The sequence below is a fragment of the Prosthecobacter vanneervenii genome, assembly GCF_014203095.1.
Taxonomy (GTDB): domain Bacteria; phylum Verrucomicrobiota; class Verrucomicrobiia; order Verrucomicrobiales; family Verrucomicrobiaceae; genus Prosthecobacter; species Prosthecobacter vanneervenii.
The window spans coordinates 249,946-264,686 of sequence record NZ_JACHIG010000005.1; the positions used below are offsets into that span (position 1 = coordinate 249,946).

The window sequence follows — 14,741 nt, forward strand, 5'->3', positions numbered from 1 at the left end:
CAGTGCCCTTCCTGGCAGCCTAGCAGCGTCACCGCCGCAGACCAATGGGCCATTGTGTCTGTTTGGGAAACGCTCATTCCCGCCCCTGGCCGTCACGTCGCGGTCAGGACACCCCGCATCCCCATTCCTTGCACCACCATGTCCACATCTCTTCAAATCGTTCAATCTGCCGAAGTTGCTTCATTGCCAGAGTTCGGCGACCACCGCACCTGCCGCGCCCTTTTTAATCTACCTCGCAGCACCCTCTACAACCTCGTCTCTGAGGGCAAAATCCGCTCGGTCAGTCTTCGCAAGCGAGGGAACAAAAGAGGCCGCCGACTCTTCGACTGTAGCAGCATCCGCGAATACCTCCGCTCACTTTCCTAACCTCTCCGCATCAAACAACAAACCCGCTTCCAGTGGCGGAATACTGGCTGCTGTTTTGCGGAGTTCAGATGCCGCAAAAGGTAGTCATTGAAGCGTCACTGGCAAGCGATAACCACGTCGCACCATGATTGCTACTCAAGCAATGCGTGAAGTCTATTTGCAGACGATTCCCCAACGCCCGTACTGCACGAACCACCTTGGCCGAAGGCTTCGGATTATTGATGCTGCGAGAGCGGCAGGTTTTGCCAACATCCAGCACAACATGCCTCTTGTCTGGCATTGGTTGGTATTCGACATCGACGGTGAAGATGCCTACACACGGGCGGAGACTCGCGGTTGCCCGCCACCCAACTTCATCGCTTTGAATCCGGCCAATGGGCATGGACATGCAGGCTACTTGTTGGAATCAGCCGTCACGGCTTTTGACACATCCAGCCGCCGCGCCATCAAATTCTTTGAGGACGTCGAGAGAGGCATGACCAACCGGCTGGGGGCAGATCACGCTTACCCAGGGTTCCTTTCCAAAAATCCGCTTTGCTCGCGCTGGGAGACAGACTGGCAGGCAGTGAGACCGTATCGCCTGGAAACGCTCAACGACTATCTCGACAAGACAGACAAACGAAAAAAGTTGGCTCGCGAAATGTCAGCCGTGGGGCGCAATGCCACCTTGTTCGAGCAGTTGAGCAAATGGGCGTACAGGCATTGGTTCAGAACGGCAAAGGAAGGCAGAACTCGGGACGAGTTTGAATGCATGCTTCATGAGCTGGCGGAGGCTATAAACGCCACTTTTCCAGTCCGCTTGTCACATGCCGAAATCAGTGGCGTGACTCAGTCAGTGGCCAGATGGGTTTGGAAAAAGTTCACCCTCGAAGGCTTTGCCAAAATTCAACGCGCCAGGGCATTGAAACGGTGGGCAGCGAGTCCCACGCTAACTGCAATGAGGCCTTGGATTGAGCAGGGCATCTCTCGCAGGACTTGGGAGCGGAGGAGGCAGCGGACTGTAAGCCCGTAAAACCGCTATTATCCTGATATGGCATTGCGACAGGGGACATAGTTGCAGAAGGACATGCGCGATAGCCTGCGCGGCGAAGAACACCATTATTCACAAATCAGGCCGGTTGGCGTGGCACCTGTCAGGCGGGAATAAATAGCTGGCAAAAACCACTGTCAGAGGTTGTGGAAAGGTTGACCGGCCAAGGTACTTGCCTTCAGATGGCTCCCGACGTTTAATCAGCGAAACCTCTACGCCCATTCCCCCGCGCATGCTCTGGACTGCTCCGACTGAAAAGAATCTAGCCACCGACACCTTGGAGAAAAAACTTTGGGATGCCGCCAATCAGCTCTGGGCGGGGGCCGGGCTGAAGCAGTCGGACTACTCCGAGCCCATTCTCGGCCTAATCTTCCTGCGCTTCGCGGAGGTGCGCTTCAATGCCCGGAGGGCAGTGTTGGAAAAGGCGGGCGCTTCCTCGCGGCGCGGTTCAAAGGCGGACGAGCCCACCGCCTACCATGCCGAGGGCGTGCTCTTTCTAGCACCAGGTGCCTGTTTTGCGGAGCTGCTCCAGCTCCCTGAGGGCGCGGACATTGGGAAAGCGCTGAACGAGGCCATGAAGACCATTGAGCGGGACAATCCGCAGATGGCCGGGGTGCTGCCCAAGGGCTACCAGGTCTTTGATTCCCGCCTGCTCAGCAACCTGCTCAAGACCCTTTCCACCATCCCCGCCGATCTGGAGGGAGACGCCTTCGGGAAGATCTATGAGTACTTCCTCGGCACCTTTGCCATGAGCGAGGGACAGAAGGGGGGCGAATTCTTCACCCCCACCAGCATCGTCCGCCTCATCGTAGAGATTTTGGAGCCCTTCCACGGGCGCATCCTCGATCCCGCCTGCGGCTCGGGTGGCATGTTTGTGCAGAGCGCCCGCTTCGTCTCCGCCCACCAAAAGAGCCCCAGCGCCGAACTCAGCATCCACGGCCAGGAGCGTGTGGATGGAAACGTCCGCCTCGCCCGCATGAACCTCGCCGTCCACGGCCTGGAGGGCGACATCAAGCACGGCAACACCTACTACGAAGACCTGCACTCCACGGTGGGGAGATTCGACTTCGTCTGTGCCAATCCTCCCTTCAATGTCAGCCAGGTGGACAAGGAACGCCTCACTTCAGAAGTCGGCAAGAACCGCCGCTACCCCTTCGGCCTGCCGCGTACGGACAACGCCAATTACCTCTGGATTCAGGACTTCTATTCCGCGCTCAACGACCAGGGCCGCGCCGGATTCGTCATGGCCAATTCCGCCTCCGATGCCCGCTCCTCTGAGCAGGACATCCGCCAGAAGCTCATCGAGTCCAGGGCCGTCGATGTCATGATCGCCGTTGGGCCGAACATGTTCTACACCGTCACCCTGCCCTGCACGCTGTGGTTCTTCGACAAAGGGAAGGTGCATACACCCCGTGCCGACACCGTCCTCTTCATCGACGCCCGCCACATCTACCGCCAGATCGACCGCGCCCACCGCGACTGGAACGAGGCTCAGATCAGCTTCCTCGCCAACCTCGTCCGCCTCTATCGCGGTGAAGCCCTCGATTTCACCCTCGGCGGCAGTGAAGCCGAGTCCAAGATCAAGGAGGTCTTTGGCTCGAAGCCGAAATTCACTGACGTGCTTGGCCTGTGCAAAGCCTCGTCTCTCAAGGACATCGAAGCGCAAGGCTGGAGTCTTAACCCTGGCCGCTACGTCGGCGTCGCCGCTGGGGAGGCAGTCAGTGATGAAGACTTCAAGACCCAGCTTGGCACCTGGAACGAAGAACTCGAAACCCTCAACGCCCAGGCCCGCGACCTGGAGCAAACCATCGCTGCCAACGTGGCGGAACTCTTGGATGTGTAGCGATGAAAGCTGAAGCAGCCAAATGGCGCAGGGTGCCTGTCGTGGAGTTGTGCGAGAAGCATGTGGATTGCGTAAACCGCACTGCGCCTGTGCTTAGTGAGCCAACGCCATTCAAGATGATCCGAACCACAAATGTGAGGAATGGGTACATCGACACAGAGAACGTCCGCTACGTCTCTGAAGCCACATATAAAAAGTGGACGCGGCGTCTAGTTCCCAAGCGTGGAGATGTGATCCTCACCCGTGAAGCCCCGCTAGGTGACGTCGGAAAGCTAAGGACTGACGATCATATCTTTCTTGGGCAACGGCTTTACCACTTCAGGCCCCATCCCGATAAGCTTGATGCCGATTTCCTGCTTTATGCGCTTATGGCACCCGATCTCCAAGGTCAGATCAAAGGCTTTGGGTCTGGATCGACCGTCGAGCATATGCGTCTTGGTGACATTCCGAACCTGGAAATCAACGTCCCCACGCTCTCCGTCCAGCGTCGCATCGCGGGCATCCTGTCGGCCTACGACGAGCTGATCGAGAACAGCCAGCGGCGCATCCGACTGCTGGAGAACATGGCCCGCGCCCTCTACCGCGAGTGGTTCGTCCACTTCCGCTTCCCCGGCCACGAATCCGTCCCCCGCATCCCCTCCGCCCTCGGCGACATCCCGCAGAGCTGGGAGGTGAAGAAACTCGGAGAAGTGGCGTCCATCACGATGGGGCTCTCACCGAAAAGCGACACCTACAATGAAGACGGAGACGGGACACCTCTGGTCAATGGTCCTGTGGAATTTGGAGAACGGTTTACGAAGCAGGTGAAATGGACAACTGCACCGACCAAGCTTTGTCACGAAGGCGATCTTGTCGTTTGTGTCAGAGGTTCAACGACTGGCAAATACGTCAAAAGTGATGGTACGTATTGCCTCGGGCGTGGGGTATGCGGAATGAGCGGCAAACACCAGGCTTACGTTGACCTTCTCTTTATTTCTGAATTGCCCCGGCTGCTTGGCCAAACAAGCGGATCGACCTTCCCAAGCTGGACCGGACCCCAGCTCCAGGCTCATCCGGTGCTCTCGCCGCCATCAAAAATTCTCCAGCGCTTCGAGGAGATAGTTAAGCCAATGAGTGCCACCATTGCAACATATGAGCGCCGCATCGAAAACCTCCGCCGCACCCGTGACCTGCTACTGCCCAGGCTGCTATCACGCATCGAGTGCAGTTGATACTTATTAACATGAAAACACCGGCCGAATTCGCAGACCGAAATTTTAAGATTGAGTGCAGTCAAATCACTTTGCGGCAAGGTGGTCAGGGATCTTTGGTTATTGGAGGACCTGGCGAACTTTGGCAAGACGACGATGGACACATTCAATTCAAAATATTTGTTTCCGAGGAGCATTACGAAGCCCTGAACACACACCGTAATGGAACGAAACGGGTTCTTGGGCAGTTGGTTAAAGAGGAAGACTGCTTCACTCTTGTGGCACAGACGTTTTCTGGACCTGTCTGGACCTCTGAGTCTGTTTTTCCCAACAGGCGGGGTGGTTTGGCCAGCGGAATCGCATACGGGACCATTCACGAACTACTTTATGAGTGCTCGGTTCCGGTCGAATCAAAGGCAGTTTCAGCAACAATCAGACTGCCTGACAAGATTTCGTTCCCATGTAACCAGGGAACAGAAACAGTTACCAAGAGAGGCGATAAAGAAGCGGGAAACTCATGGAACCTGAATTCTGCGGAGTATATACATGAAAAATTCATGTTTCGAATTCACCCCGAGGGTGATCATACGGTTGCACAAATTTCCATGAAGGAGGGGCCTGATGCATTAGTCATGGCTCGGAGGCTTCATGAGTCTCTTCAGTTTGTTTTGGGCCTGGAATTGGACCTTCTTGTCATTGAGACAATTGGCGACGGGAAGATGACGACCATGCTGCGATCAGCTTCGAATTCTAAAATTAAAGGGTCTATCCCGCCCCCTCTTCGATTCCAAAAAATTGATCCACAGTCTCAATTCTGGATGATGTTTGCCAGCTATTTTTGCGCAGTCATAACGGCAACGAGCTCTGAACCACATCCAATTTCTCAGCACCTCGGGAGTGTAATTGAATCAACGGTTGCATCACTGGGTGCTGAAGTTTTGGCTTTAACCGTTGCAGTTGAAGGGTTGGCCGGCCTTACCACATCAGCACAGGTGTCCAACACGGTAGCCATTTCGGAAGAGTTAAATGCTGTCAAAAAAGCTTTGGTTGGAGTTTCTTTGTCCGATTCAACTCGAGCAAGAGTCATTGGCGCTCTTGATGCGATGACTAAAATTCGGAATTCAGATTTGCTCCGGATTTTTCTGGCAGAGCAGCAGCTGCCGCCAGCACTCTATAAATCATGGAGTCGTCTTCGAAACGCCGCAGCGCATGGTGGAGGTTTAGGAGGCCGTGAAATTGAGGATGTCATTCGACTTCGTGATGAAGTTCGAATGCTTCTCTACTCACTAGTACTCCACTTAATTGGATATAGCGGTCTTAGAACTGACTACAGCCAACAAGGTTGGCCCGATTGTCATTGGCCAATTGCAGCATCAGTGCCAGCTTCTCCTGTTGATGCACCCCCTGTTGATGAGGGCGTTGCCGAACCACCTGAAATATCGCCTTCTCATGCAAGGGGAGTAGATAACAAGCCCAATTCGAACGATGCAGTTGAGGAGAAGGTGGTTTTGCCGGAAATAGAGTCGGCAGCAGTTTCAAACCAGGAGATTAAGACCAATATCGCAATTGAATCTAAGCCGCTAAACTCAACGCATGACGGTGTGTGTGAAACTGCTAGCCCTACCGCTTCCGAATGAGCTTTAGTGCCTACACCGAGGACCAGCTCGTCGAGCAGCCCGCCATCGGGTTGTTTGTGGAGCTTGGCTGGCAGACGTTGTCGGCAGCGGAGGAAACCTTGGGTGCGGGCGGCACGCTGGGACGTTTGGCGAAGTCGGAGGCGGTGTTGCCGAAGCGGCTGGAGGCTGCGTTGCAAAGAGTGAATCCCATGCTGCCGCCGGAGGCAATCACCGGGGCACTCGAAGAGCTGACGCGGAACCGCTCGGCCATGAGCATGGCAGCGGCGAACCGGGAAATGCATGAGCTTTTGAAGCAGGGCGTCAAGGTCAGCGTACCAGACAAGGAACATGGCGGGCAGAAGACGGAGCTGGTGCGGGTGATCGACTGGCAGAACCCGGTGGCGAATGATTTCCTCCTCGTGAGCCAGATGTCCATCCAGGGGCCGCTGTACCTGCGGCGGCCGGATTTGATCGGCTTCGTCAATGGGCTGCCGCTGGTGGTGGTGGAACTCAAGAAGCCGGGCGTGCCGGCGCAGCAGGCCTTCACGGACAACCTGACCTGCTACAAGGCGGACATCCCCCAGCTTTTCTGGGGCAATGCGCTCATGATTGCCAGCAATGGCACGGACAGCCGTGTGGGCTCGCTGACAGCCGACTGGGAGCGGTTCTTTGAGTGGAAGCGCATCGCCAGCGAGAACGAGCCGCGCCGCGTTTCGCTGGAGGTGATGATCTGCGGCACCTGCGACAAAAAGCGCCTGCTGGATCTGGTGGAAAACTTCATCCTCTTCTCCGAGCACAAGGCCGGGCTGGTCAAGATCGTGGGGCAGAACCATCAGTTCCTCGGCGTGAACAACGCCATCGCCGCCAGCCTGAAAGCCCGCACGGAAGGCCACGGGCGCGGCGGGGTCTTCTGGCAGACGCAGGGCAGTGGCAAGAGCTTCTCCATGGTCTTCTACTCCCAGAAGATCCTGCGCACAGTGCCCGGCGACTGGACTTTTGTCATCGTGACGGACCGCGTGGAACTGGACGAGCAGATCGCCACCACCTTCAAAGCCTGCGGCGCTGTGAGCGAGTCCGAAGGCGAAGTCTGCCACGCCAACAGCGGCGGACATCTGCGCGAACTGCTGCGTGGGAATCACCGCTATGTTTTCACGCTGGTGCATAAGTTCCAAACGGACGAGCTGCTCACAGACCGGCGGGACGTGATCGTTTTGACCGATGAGGCGCACCGCAGCCAGTATGACACCCTGGCCATGAACATGCGGGCCGCGCTGCCGAACGCGATCTTTGTGGCCTTCACCGGCACACCCCTGATCGCAGGCGAAGAACGGACGCGGGAGGTCTTTGGCGATTACGTGTCCATCTACGACTTTCAGCAAAGCGTGCAGGACGGCGCGACGGTGCCGCTCTTCTATGAAAACCGCACACCTGAGCTGCACCTGGACAATCCCAACCTGAACGAGGACATCTACGCCCTGATCGAGGAAGCGGAACTGAGCCCGGAGGCCGAGGAAAAGCTGCAACGGGAGCTGGGCAATCAATACCACCTCATCACCCGCGACGACCGGCTGGAAACGGTGGCCAAGGACATCATGAACCATTTCCTGGGCCGTGGCTTCCAAGGCAAGGCCATGGTGGTGAGCATCGACAAAGTGACTGCGCTGAAGATGCACGCCAAGGTGCAGAAGCATTGGGTGGCAGAGCAAACCCGCGTCTGGAAAGAACTGGAGGCGGCCTCAAAGATGAAGCCGCTCAAGCCCGGCCAGTCGAAACGGGATTTCAAAGACGACTACGACGCCGAGAAGGTACGGGAACTGCAAAGGCGGCTCGATTTGCTGGAGCACACCGACATGGCAGTGATCGTTTCCGCCGAACAAAATGAGGTTGCCAAGATGGCGGCGAAGGGCATCGACATCGTGCCGCATCGCAAGCGGATGAACGAGGAGAAGCTGGACGAGCTGTTCAAAGACCCGAAGGAAGAGCTAAGGCTCGTCTTTGTCTGTGCCATGTGGCTGACCGGATTCGATGCGCCGAGCTGCTCCACGATCTACCTCGACAAGCCGATGCGGAACCACACGCTGATGCAGACCATCGCCCGTGCAAACCGTGTCTATCCCGGCAAGCAGAGCGGCCTGATCGTGGATTATGCGAATGTCTTTGCCTCGCTGGAGCGAGCCCTGGCCATCTACGGAGCCGGAAAGGACGGCAAGACGCCTGTGCGTGACAAACAGGAACTGGTGGAGCAACTGCGTGCTGCCATGCAGGAAGCGATGGAGTTTTGCCAGCGCCAAGCGGTGAATCTGACCGCCATCCATGAGGCATCTGGCATGGAAAAGCTGCACCTCCTAGGCGAGGCAGTGAATGCGCTGATTTCCCCGGACGAGCTGCGGAAGCAATTCCTCGCCCACGAGAAGCTCGTGCGGGCTCTCTACCAGGCCGTGAAGCCCGACAAAGCCGCCATTGAGTTTGCCCCGATGTGCTCGCTGCTCGCGACACTGGCGGATTCGATCAAATTGCAGACTGGAGAGGGCGAAACGCCCGATATCACGCCCATCATGGGCAGGTTAAACGATTTGCTCGACGATTCCATCGGCGCGGAAGGCTTCACCATTGCCGAGGGCCAGGCGGGAGCCCGGCATGGCGTGATTGATCTCTCCAAGATCAACTTCGAAGCCCTGGCAAAGAAGTTCAAGGAGTCGAAGCAGAAGAACCTCGACATCGAAAAGCTCAAAGCCGCCATCCGCGCCACCCTGGATAAGATCGTCCACATGCACCGTGCCCTGCGGACGGACTACCAGCAGAAGTTCGAGGAACTCATCGCGAGCTACAACGCGGGGAGCCTGAACATTGATCAGCTCTTTGCGGCCCTGCTGGAGCAAAGCCGAAAACTCACCGATGAACAAACACGGCATGTGCGGGAGAATCTCCTGCCTGCTGAACTCGTGATCTTCGACATTCTCACCCGTCCCGCGCCCGAACTCAGCGATGCCGAGCGTGACGAGGTCAAGAAGGTGGCGAAGCAACTGCTCTCCAAAGTTCAATCTCTCCTCGGAACAATGTGGAAGGGCACCCAGCAAGGACGGTCCAAGCTGCAAGACGTGATCAAGGACACCCTCGATGAAGGTCTGCCCAGAGCCTACGACAAGCCCCTCTACGAGGCGAAGGTGGAGGCGGTCTTCGAGCACTTCTACGAGACGGCGGCGTGAGATTGGAGAGCCATTAGAGCTTACAACACACGCGGCCCCGCCACCCTCCACACATCCAGCGTAAAGCCCTGGCCGTTATCGAAGGGCTTCACATCGCCAGTCACCTGCACCACAGGATGCCGCACGGTAGCCAGGCCATGAGCGCGGTAAGCGGCAGCAAAGATTTCGCATTCCACGATGCCGGTGCGGTCACAGATGGATATGAACTTCATCGGCTGGCCGTCCTGCTGAAGGTGGGAGCGGCTGACGATGATGAGGCCGCAGATAGTCACGCGCTGGTTCTTGTAGTGGTGAAGCTCGGAAATCGGGCAGTAGGTGCGCCAGTCCACATGTGGAAAGGGGCTTGCGGTTCGGAGTGTAGGGCGCGTGGTGGGAACGTGTGGTATGGGCTTTTTATGCATTAAGTTTTGGCACATCATCAATGCCAACATTCCAACATGAGCACTAAAAGTGCTCTGCTCGAAGACATGTCGGTAGACTCGGTCGGCAAACGATGAATTGACATCTGGGTAAAGGCAGGGTTGCTGAAATCGGGGCAAAGACTTCGGTTTAGATGTTCCAAAAGTCTGTTTTCAAGCCTCAGGCGTAAATTGCATCTCCACAGCCAGTCAGTCACCCAAGTTAGCCTTTTGAAATCAGTCTTTAGCTCGCACAGTTTCGCGGATGTCCAGCCACTCAGTGTTCATTCACTAGCTGGCCTGCTCGCGTTCGAAGAAGGGCTTTTCCATATCCTCGCGACTATCGAGTTCCATATTCACCTAATAATTTGTCAAAATCTCCATGCCGACTCATGAACCTATCATTGATGTGCTGATCATTGGCACAGGTGTTGCAGGCCTAATCGCAGCACGTGAGATAAGAAACGCTGGCCGCAGCGTGGTTTTGCTGGATAAAGGACGCGGTCTTGGTGGCAGGCTGGCCACTCGTCGCATCGGTGCTGCCTCCTTTGATCATGGGGCGCAGTTCATCACCGCCCGAGATGCCCGTTTTGAAGAGATCCTCAAACAGGGCAAGGATGCGGGCATGATAAGGGAATGGTGCCAAGGCTTCTCCACGGCAGCTGACGGGCACACGCGCTGGCGCGGCCAGCCAGCCATGACGGCTGTCGCCAAGTATTTGGCACAGGGCTTGGAAGCACGGATGGAAAAGCAGGTCGTAGCGGTAAGGAACACCGGCGACTGCTACTCTGCTGAGACCAGCACTGGAGAGATTTACTCCTCAAGGGCAGTGCTGCTCACGCCACCGGTGCCACAGTCTCTTGGGCTCCTGACAGCGGGTGAAATCGCCCTTGACCCTGAGATGCAAAAACGTCTTGAAGACATTCAATACGAACGCTGCCTGGCCGTCATGGCCGTGCTCAAAGGCCTTTCGTCAATTCCTCCTCCAGGTGGAATTGCGCCAGCTGGAGGACCGGTTTCATGGATCGCCGACAATCAGCTCAAAGGCATCTCCACGGAGCCAGCGGTCACGATTCATGCCAATCATGAATTCAGTCTCCAGCACTGGGATGAGGATCGCATGGAGGTCGGGCGGCTGCTCCTTGATGCCGCCGAACCGTGGCTGGGCGCCGAGGTGCTGAGCTACCAGGTCCACGGCTGGCGCTACAGCAAGCCCATTCAAGTCGACATGCATCCCTGCGCCCTGTTACAGGCATCTCCGCCCCTTGTGATGGCAGGAGACGCCTTTGCAGGGCCGCGCGTGGAAGGTGCGGCGCTCTCGGGAATGGCCGCAGCAGAGATTGTGCTCGCCAACCTGCCGAGTTGAGGAACTGCGGGCCATGATGCTTCACTCTTTTGGCATCAGCTATCGGAGCTGGCGAGGCGCATCCACCCGACCTGCCATTCTGACAAGTTTTGCTTAACATCGTCCACACTGGTGACGCCGTCCGTAAAGACGATGGCAATTTCCCCACATCCAATGCCATGAAACAAAAAACTCTGCTGCTCATCTTTCTAATGGGGCTCATCAGCTCCTGCGCTTCAAAGCAGATCTGCCCCCGTGCCATCAACACCTCCGAACCTGAAGCACTCGCCCTTGTGGCAGCCTCGCAGGAGGCTCATGGAAGATTCGCCTTTGATCGTATCAAGGATCTGAGTGTTCGTTATGAAGGCAAGTGGGCTTCCATCGGGCCACGCTTTCAGCCTGTGCTAGTGGACTCAAAGTTCCGTGGTGGGTCGGAGGAGAGGATGATACTCTCCCCCAGAATCATCGCGCAATCTCACACCGGACCGGGAGGGGTGAAGAAAGTGCTGCGTTCGCCCGGTCAAATCGCCATTGCATACAATGGCAGGCCCACTGATGACGACGAGACCGGGCAGGCCGCAGCGCTCGTGGCGGATGCCTACGCACTCTTTTTGCTTGGCCCATTTTACTTTCAGCAAAGCGGCACAGTCTTAGCCATGAATGGTGAATCCTATGTAGATCAGGCTCTGTGTGATGAGGTGCTGGCCATTCTGCGCCCAGGTTTGGGCATGTCAGAAGAGGACCGCGTGATCCTCCACATCGACCGCAGCAGCAAGCTGCTGCGCAGGGTGCGCCTCACACTCAACGGCTTGGACAGCACCCGTGGAGCGGAGGTGGATGTGACGTTTCGTGATTTCAAGAAAATAGACGGTGTCCTTTGGCCAACCGACTTTGATGAGCGAATCCGCAGCCCATTCAAGCTGCACGCCCATCATTGGAATCTGCGCGGCCTGGATAGCAATCGTGGTCTGACCTCTCGTGATTTAAAACTCGTCGAATGGACCCGCAAGGCCGCCAAGCCGAGCGCAGTCATCACGCATTGATCATCATGGAAAAGGCTGCGGAATCACTCACCGGCCTCGCCATGGGCGGTTTCATCGGTGATGCCATATCAATGCCTGTGCATTGGTATTACGACCGCTCCGCTTTGCACCATGACTACGGCACCATCCGCGACTACACGGCCCCCAAGTCTCCGCATCCTGGCAGCATTCTCTGGCGCTCTGAATACACCCCGATCAACGAGCGCGGGAACATTCTGCATGATCAAGCGCGGTATTGGGGACAACGTGGCATCCACTATCACCAATTCCTGCGGGCCGGTGAAAACACACTGAACCTCCAGCTTGCCAAGGTCTTGATGGACTCCCTGATTCACAGCGGCGGCTACGATGCGGATGACTACCTTACGCGCTACATCGACTTCATGCTCACGCCCGGGAAGCATCGGGACACTTACGTCGAGGAGTGTCATCGCAAATTCTTCACCGCCTATGCGCGTGGCACTGCACCGCGAAAATGCGCTGGCACAGACATCCACATCGGCGGCCTGGCCCATGTCGGTGTGTTGAGCGCCTATTTCCGGGGCGACCTGGAGGCCACACGTAAAGCCGTTCGTGAGCACGTCAGCCTGACACACCAATCTCCTGAGGTGCTAGCAGCAGCGGACGCCCTGGCGAGGATGGCTTGTGACCTGCTCATTGGCACCCCCCTGCGTGAAGCCATACTCAACCATGGCAGCGCTTGGTTCTCTCAACGCAAAGCACTGGAATGGTCCAAAGATCCCGACGAGGTCGTGATCGGCAGACGTGTCAGCCCGGCTTGCTACATTGCTGAAGCATTCCCCGCATCATTGTATCTGGCATGGAAATATGCCGATAACTTTGAAAAAGGCATCACCGCCAATGCGAATGTGGGTGGTGACAACTGCCATCGTGGAGCGGTGATAGGCACTTTAATTGGCGGAGCTGTGGGCATTTCAAAGATGCCTCAAAGGTACATTGATGGCATCGACGATGCCACCCGCCTCCAATGGCAGATCGAAACCATCGTCACTCGTGCATGAAGACCCACCTCAGCAGTGAACAAGCCTCTTTCGTCGTCCGCCTCGCATGGGAGGACCGCACGAGTTTTGAAGAGATCCGAGAGCGGACCGGCTTGGTGGAAAGTCAGGTGATCGACCTCATGCGCCGAGCGCAATCTGACAGAGGGTTTGAGCAGAGCCGGAAAAGGGCGGAAATCGCCGGAAAGGCCCGAAAATCAAGGGTTCCAGGGCATTCTAACGGCCCAGGGCAGGTTTGAGCAGTCCTGGGGCTGAAAGAGGCGTTTTGACAGCGGTTTGCGCATTGGACGATCAACTGGAAAGTGGCCTGTAGGTGTCTTACAGGCACATTGCACGGCCTTGTAACGGTGGCAAGCGAGCTGTGTATGAGTAGGGGGGTATGAATACCAAACCCATCATCCGCTGGCCTGGCGGAAAAACCAGGCTGCTCTCGCACCTGCTACCCCTCCTGAGGCCCCACACCATCTTTGTAGAGGCTTTTGCCGGGGGAGCCGCTCTCACCCTCGCCAAGGAGCCGTCAAAGGTAGAAGTCATCAACGACATCAACGGCGAGCTGGTCAACCTCTACCGGCACGCGCAGTATCACCTGGACGCCTTGATCCAGGAGGTTGAGTTCACGCTCAATGCCCGGGCGGAGCTGGAGGCCTTGATTGAGCAGCCTGGTCTGACAGGGCTCCAGCAGGCCGCCCGGTATCTGCTGCGGAACCGGTTGAGCTTTGGCGGCAGCGGCACCTCTTTTGCGGTGTGCCGGAAGCATGCCCAGCCCAGCCGGGCTGCGGTGCTAGAGAAGCTACGGGACTTCAACGCCCGCCTGGACAAGGTAGCCGTGGAAAACCTCTCGTATGAGCGCCTGGTGAAGAACTACGACAGCCCAGGCACGCTCTGGTTCTTTGATCCGCCCTATACCGCTGGGGATACAGGCATGTACGCGGTCTGGAACCACGAGGAAATGGCAGCTTTTGCCGGTGTCGTGTCCGGCCTGCAAGGGGACTGGATTGTGACGGTGAACGATGCACCGGAAAACCGCGCCCTTTTCAAGGGGCATGAGATCCAGGCCGTGGAGACGCCTTCTGGAGCTGGAAACCGGCGCATAAGGCCCGATGCGACCTTTGGTGAAGTGATCATCCGAAGACGCATCAAACGCAGCCAGACAGCCTCTAGGAAGCTCCTGGCCGCGTAGCGATCAGAACGGAATATTATCGTCCTTTGCAGCCTCTGTGCAGCTATCCTGCACAGGGGCTGCATGCTTTTTGCGGGCGGCAATGGTCTTGCTGAAATTGACCAGCTCGTGAAGCGGGAAATCGCGCCAGGATTTGACGCGGTGGCGAGCGACTTTGTACTCCGCGACTTTGGTGAGATAGGCCTCATTCAAGCCCTTGGCCTGGGCAGCCTTCTCAATGCGCCAGATGACGTTCTGGCGCTTGTGCTCGGCCAGGGCGATCTCGGGGTTGGCGTCGGCATAGGCCTTGTCAAAGTTGGCGGGATCGGCCAGCCATTTGAGCTTGATCCACAGGAGGGTGATTTGATCCTGATTCAGCTTGCTGGTGCTCTCCTGGCCGGTGGCCGCAAAGGTGACATCGCGGCGGCGCTCTTCGTCCTTCACATTCCAGCCCTGGGCTCGGCATACATCGGGCCAGAGAGTGCCGAAATAGGTTTTGCGCTGCGAGGGGCTCATTGAACAGTGC

13 protein-coding genes are annotated in these 14,741 nt (G+C 57.0%); 11 read left to right on the forward strand and 2 right to left on the reverse strand.

Annotation, left to right across the window (positions count from 1 at the left end):
* Positions 1-138: 138 nt before the first annotated feature.
* The 6 genes from HNQ65_RS13315 to HNQ65_RS13340 all read left to right on the forward strand — a co-directional run bounded on the left by HNQ65_RS13315 (position 139) and on the right by HNQ65_RS13340 (position 9,251).
* Positions 139-366: a helix-turn-helix domain-containing protein gene (locus tag HNQ65_RS13315; protein WP_184340037.1), complete on the forward strand. Its 228-nt coding sequence runs from the start codon at positions 139-141 to the stop codon at positions 364-366.
* Between the two features lie 124 nt (positions 367-490).
* Entirely contained in the window at positions 491-1,378 is an 888-nt protein-coding gene (locus HNQ65_RS13320) for a replication initiation protein (RefSeq protein ID WP_184340038.1), read from the forward strand.
* A gap of 250 nt (positions 1,379-1,628) precedes the next feature.
* Positions 1,629-3,239 carry a type I restriction-modification system subunit M gene (locus tag HNQ65_RS13325; RefSeq protein ID WP_184340039.1) on the forward strand — a complete coding sequence of 537 codons (1,611 nt, stop codon included), beginning with the start codon at positions 1,629-1,631 and terminating at the stop codon, positions 3,237-3,239.
* Between the two features lie 2 nt (positions 3,240-3,241).
* Positions 3,242-4,450, forward strand: coding sequence for a restriction endonuclease subunit S (locus tag HNQ65_RS13330; RefSeq protein ID WP_184340040.1), 1,209 nt, complete (start codon positions 3,242-3,244; stop codon positions 4,448-4,450).
* A gap of 11 nt (positions 4,451-4,461) precedes the next feature.
* Positions 4,462-6,066 (forward strand): hypothetical protein, encoded by a 1,605-nt coding sequence (locus HNQ65_RS13335; RefSeq protein WP_184340041.1) that lies wholly within the window; start codon positions 4,462-4,464, stop codon positions 6,064-6,066.
* Positions 6,063-9,251, forward strand: a complete 3,189-nt coding sequence (locus HNQ65_RS13340) for a type I restriction endonuclease subunit R (protein WP_184340042.1) — start codon at positions 6,063-6,065, stop codon at positions 9,249-9,251. Before HNQ65_RS13335 ends, HNQ65_RS13340 begins: the two co-directional genes overlap by 4 nt.
* A 20-nt stretch (positions 9,252-9,271) precedes the next feature.
* Here HNQ65_RS13340 and HNQ65_RS26825 read toward each other — a convergent pair whose 3' ends face one another.
* Positions 9,272-9,580 (reverse strand): OB-fold nucleic acid binding domain-containing protein, encoded by a 309-nt coding sequence (locus HNQ65_RS26825; protein ID WP_184340043.1) that lies wholly within the window; start codon positions 9,578-9,580, stop codon positions 9,272-9,274.
* Positions 9,581-10,031: 451 nt separating this feature from the next.
* Here HNQ65_RS26825 and HNQ65_RS13350 point away from each other — a divergent pair, with 451 nt between their 5' ends.
* The 5 genes from HNQ65_RS13350 (at position 10,032) to HNQ65_RS13370 (ending at position 14,236) form a co-directional block, all read left to right on the forward strand.
* On the forward strand, positions 10,032-11,015 hold the full coding sequence (locus HNQ65_RS13350) for an NAD(P)/FAD-dependent oxidoreductase (protein ID WP_184340044.1): 984 nt from the start codon (positions 10,032-10,034) through the stop codon (positions 11,013-11,015).
* A gap of 158 nt (positions 11,016-11,173) precedes the next feature.
* Positions 11,174-12,037 carry a hypothetical protein gene (locus tag HNQ65_RS13355; RefSeq protein ID WP_184340045.1) on the forward strand — a complete coding sequence of 288 codons (864 nt, stop codon included), beginning with the start codon at positions 11,174-11,176 and terminating at the stop codon, positions 12,035-12,037.
* Positions 11,992-13,059 (forward strand): ADP-ribosylglycohydrolase family protein, encoded by a 1,068-nt coding sequence (locus HNQ65_RS13360; RefSeq protein ID WP_221306158.1) that lies wholly within the window; start codon positions 11,992-11,994, stop codon positions 13,057-13,059. The genes HNQ65_RS13355 and HNQ65_RS13360 overlap by 46 nt, the downstream gene beginning before the upstream one ends.
* Positions 13,056-13,295: a DUF2805 domain-containing protein gene (locus HNQ65_RS13365; RefSeq protein WP_184340046.1), complete on the forward strand. Its 240-nt coding sequence runs from the start codon at positions 13,056-13,058 to the stop codon at positions 13,293-13,295. The genes HNQ65_RS13360 and HNQ65_RS13365 overlap by 4 nt, the downstream gene beginning before the upstream one ends.
* A gap of 140 nt (positions 13,296-13,435) precedes the next feature.
* Positions 13,436-14,236 carry a DNA adenine methylase gene (locus HNQ65_RS13370; RefSeq protein WP_184340047.1) on the forward strand — a complete coding sequence of 267 codons (801 nt, stop codon included), beginning with the start codon at positions 13,436-13,438 and terminating at the stop codon, positions 14,234-14,236.
* A gap of 3 nt (positions 14,237-14,239) precedes the next feature.
* On the opposite strand, the gene HNQ65_RS13375 is transcribed toward HNQ65_RS13370, so the two are convergent.
* Positions 14,240-14,731 carry a hypothetical protein gene (locus HNQ65_RS13375; RefSeq protein ID WP_184340048.1) on the reverse strand — a complete coding sequence of 164 codons (492 nt, stop codon included), beginning with the start codon at positions 14,729-14,731 and terminating at the stop codon, positions 14,240-14,242.
* Between the last annotated feature and the right edge of the window lie 10 nt (positions 14,732-14,741).

Coding starts and splice junctions, on each gene's coding strand:
- HNQ65_RS13320 (WP_184340038.1), top strand. CDS start 491: ATGATTGCTACTCAAGCAATGCGTGAAGTCTATTTGCAGACGATTCCC.
- HNQ65_RS13335 (WP_184340041.1), top strand. CDS start 4,462: ATGAAAACACCGGCCGAATTCGCAGACCGAAATTTTAAGATTGAGTGC.
- HNQ65_RS13365 (WP_184340046.1), top strand. CDS start 13,056: ATGAAGACCCACCTCAGCAGTGAACAAGCCTCTTTCGTCGTCCGCCTC.
- HNQ65_RS13355 (WP_184340045.1), top strand. CDS start 11,174: ATGAAACAAAAAACTCTGCTGCTCATCTTTCTAATGGGGCTCATCAGC.
- HNQ65_RS13375 (WP_184340048.1), bottom strand. CDS start 14,731: ATGAGCCCCTCGCAGCGCAAAACCTATTTCGGCACTCTCTGGCCCGAT.
- HNQ65_RS13330 (WP_184340040.1), top strand. CDS start 3,242: ATGAAAGCTGAAGCAGCCAAATGGCGCAGGGTGCCTGTCGTGGAGTTG.
- HNQ65_RS13370 (WP_184340047.1), top strand. CDS start 13,436: ATGAATACCAAACCCATCATCCGCTGGCCTGGCGGAAAAACCAGGCTG.
- HNQ65_RS13340 (WP_184340042.1), top strand. CDS start 6,063: ATGAGCTTTAGTGCCTACACCGAGGACCAGCTCGTCGAGCAGCCCGCC.
- HNQ65_RS13350 (WP_184340044.1), top strand. CDS start 10,032: ATGCCGACTCATGAACCTATCATTGATGTGCTGATCATTGGCACAGGT.
- HNQ65_RS13315 (WP_184340037.1), top strand. CDS start 139: ATGTCCACATCTCTTCAAATCGTTCAATCTGCCGAAGTTGCTTCATTG.
- HNQ65_RS13325 (WP_184340039.1), top strand. CDS start 1,629: ATGCTCTGGACTGCTCCGACTGAAAAGAATCTAGCCACCGACACCTTG.
- HNQ65_RS13360 (WP_221306158.1), top strand. CDS start 11,992: ATGGACCCGCAAGGCCGCCAAGCCGAGCGCAGTCATCACGCATTGATC.